At 46.3% G+C, this 3137-nt stretch carries 2 protein-coding genes; one reads left to right on the top strand and one right to left on the bottom strand.

What is annotated here, in order from left to right; all coding sequences use genetic code 11:
- A partial coding sequence (leuS, locus tag QZL69_RS11210) for a leucine--tRNA ligase (RefSeq protein ID WP_291519452.1) occupies positions 1 to 1630 on the bottom strand: 1630 nt, incomplete at its 3' end.
- A gap of 214 nt (positions 1631 to 1844) precedes the next feature.
- On the opposite strand from leuS, the gene QZL69_RS11205 reads away from it, so the two are divergent.
- Entirely contained in the window at positions 1845 to 3068 is a 1224-nt protein-coding gene (locus tag QZL69_RS11205; RefSeq protein WP_022215296.1) for a dicarboxylate/amino acid:cation symporter, read from the top strand.
- The last annotated feature ends 69 nt before the right edge of the window (positions 3069 to 3137 follow it).

The raw sequence follows: 3137 nt of genomic DNA, 5'->3' as shown, positions 1-3137 counted from the left end.
AGTAGATCATATGTCTGGTAACGTGTTCCATACCACCATTGTACCAGTCAACCGGCATCCAGTATTTCAGTTTGTCCATATCAGCCAGTGCATGTGTATTGTGCGGATCTGTATATCTCAGGAAATACCAGGAAGATCCTGCCCACTGAGGCATGGTATCTGTCTCACGTTTCGCTGCAGCGCCACATTTCGGGCAGGTGCAGTTTACGAAGGAATCGATCTTGGCAAGTGGTGACTGTCCGTCCTCACCCGGCTCGAAGTCCTTGACATCCGGCAGACGAAGCGGAAGTTCTTCTTCCGGAACAGCTACAACACCGCAGTTCGGGCAATGGATCAGCGGGATCGGCTCACCCCAGTATCTCTGGCGGTTGAATGCCCAGTCTTTCATCTTGTACTGAACGCCTGCTTTACCGATGCCCTTCTTCTCAAGTTCTTCCAGCATACGCTCGATAGAATCTTTCTTCTTGGTGTATCCGTTGAGGAATTCAGAGTTGACCATCTCTCCGTCACCTGTGTAGGCTTCCTTGGTGATGTCTCCACCCTTGATGACTTCGATGATGTCGATGCCGAATTTCTTTGCGAAATCATAGTCACGCTGGTCATGAGCCGGTACTGCCATGATCGCACCTGTACCATAACCCATCATTACATAGTCTGCAATGTAGATCGGGATCTTCTTGCCGTTTACAGGGTTGATTCCCTCAAGTCCCTGGATACGCACACCTGTCTTGTCCTTGACAAGCTGAGTTCTCTCGAACTCTGTCTTCTTGGCACATTCATTACGGTATGCAGTGATCTCGTCCATGTTTGCGACTTTGTCTTTGTATTTGTCGATGATCGGATGCTCCGGTGCGATTACCATGAAAGTAACACCAAACAGAGTATCCGGTCTGGTTGTATAAATCTCAAGCTTCTCGTCGATTCCGTCGATGTCGAAGTCTACAAAAGCACCCTTGGATTTACCGATCCAGTGGATCTGCTGCTGCTTTACATTGTCCGGATAGTCAACGTCCTTGAGGCCTTCCAGGAGTTTGTCTGCGTACTGAGTGATCCTCAGATACCATACGTCCTTGGATTTCTGCACAACTTCGCTGTGGCAGATATCGCATTTGCCGCCCTGGCTGTCCTCATTGGAAAGAACGACCTTGCAGTGCGGGCAGTAGTTTACAAGAGTTCTGTCTCTGAATACGAGACCCTTCTCAAACATTTTGAGGAAGATCCACTGTGTCCATTTGTAGTAATCCTCATCTGTAGTATCGATCACACGGTTCCAGTCAAAGGAAAATCCAACTTTCTTTAACTGGTTGGAGAATTTCTTGATGTTCTCATCTGTGATGATACGTGGGTGTGTTCCTGTCTTGACTGCATAGTTCTCGGTAGGAAGACCGAATGCATCAAATCCGATCGGGAAAAGTACATTGTAGCCTTCCATACGACGTTTTCTGGAAATAACCTCAAGGCTTGAGTATGCTTTGATGTGTCCTACATGCATACCTGCACCACTTGGATATGGAAACTCTACCAGACCATAGAACTTCGGTTTGTCACTGTTGTCCTTGGCTTCGAAGACTTTGCTTTCTTCCCATTTCGCCTGCCACTTGGGCTCAATTTTTTTAAAAAAGTATTTCATCTCTATGGTTCCTCCAACATTCATTGTTGTATCTGAGAATTAATTTTAATTCAAGGAGAGCGTTTTGTCAATGTAACGTTTCGCGATTATCCGCTTATTCTCAACAAAAAGGTGAACTTTATCAAAGTAAAGCATTTCTGTTGACGCACATTTTTCGACATGATATAATTTTTTTTCGTGTTTTTTATTATTTTTATGAGGAGGGAACAATATAATGAAGTCTTTTTATTCCTGGTACAAGAAGCATATCACCCAGGCGATCTTTACCGGACTGGTCCTTGGTATCCTGACCGGACTTTTTCTTGCCGGACGATATACACCGGTTCTGACTGTCACCAGTCTGATCGGAGGCATCTACATGAATGCCCTGAACATGATGATCTTCCCTATGGTCTTCTGTTCGATCGTCATCGGTATCTGCAGCATCGGAAATATCCGCACCACCGGAAAGATCACAGGCTCTGCCATGGTATATTTTCTCAGTACCACCGCACTTGCCAGCCTCGTCGGTCTTATCATCCCGCGTCTGATCCATCTTGGAAGAGGTGTTTCTTTTGAGATGGCAACTGCCGATATCCAGGCAACCGAGATGAGCAGTATCCTGGATACGATCAAAAACCTGATCCCGTCAAACCCTGTCAAGGCTTTTGCCGAGGGAAATATGCTCCAGGTTCTCGTATTCGCAGTGATCATCGGTTTTACCCTGATCTCCATCGGAGAAAAAGGCAAACCATTCCTTGATTTTATTGATTCACTGAATGAGATCTGTCTGAAGATCATCGGCACGATCATGTACTTTACCCCGATCGGTGTCTTCTGTACGATCGTACCGGTCGTTGAGGCAAACGGAACAGAGACCATCCTTTCACTGGCAACACAGCTCATCATCCTTTATGTGGCATTTTTCGGTTTTGCTTTTCTCGTGTATGGTCTGTCTGTCAAGATCCTTGGCAAAGAAAGCCCGATCCGCTTCTTCAAAGCGATCATGCCTGCTGCACTGAATGCATTCGGAACCTGTTCAAGTTCCGCTACTATCCCGATCAGCAAACAGTGTATGGAGGAAGAGATGGGTGTTTCCAACCAGATCACCAGTATCGCGATCCCGCTTGGTGCCACTGTCAACATGGACGCGGTATCCATCGTAATGTCCTTTATGATCATGTTCTTCGCCAACGCCTGCGGAATCAATGTCAGCGTTTCCTTGATGATCGTGATCCTTCTGGCAAACGTGCTTCTGTCTGTGGGTACTCCTGGTATCCCTGGCGGTGCGATCGCTTCTTTTGCAGCACTGGCAACCATGGCAGGACTTCCGGCAGGTATCCTTGGTGTTTACATCAGTATCAACACTCTGTGTGATATGGGTGCAACCTGCGTCAATGTTATTGGAGACCTTGCCTGTTGCGTTGTACTGAAAAACAAGATCAAGATCAAAGAATGATCCGGTTTTTCTGAATTACATATTTTATGCACAGCAAAAACCGGCTGCTGAATCTATTCAAAACAGATT

Origin of the sequence: Blautia sp. CAG:237, from assembly GCF_000436615.1 — a bacterium.
Classification (GTDB): Bacteria; Bacillota; Clostridia; order Lachnospirales; family Lachnospiraceae; genus Blautia_A; species Blautia_A intestinihominis.
Note: the sequence above shows the minus strand (reverse complement) of the source record. Positions and strands in the feature narration are given on the sequence as shown.

Coding starts and splice junctions, on each gene's coding strand:
- QZL69_RS11205 (WP_022215296.1), top strand. CDS start 1,845: ATGAAGTCTTTTTATTCCTGGTACAAGAAGCATATCACCCAGGCGATC.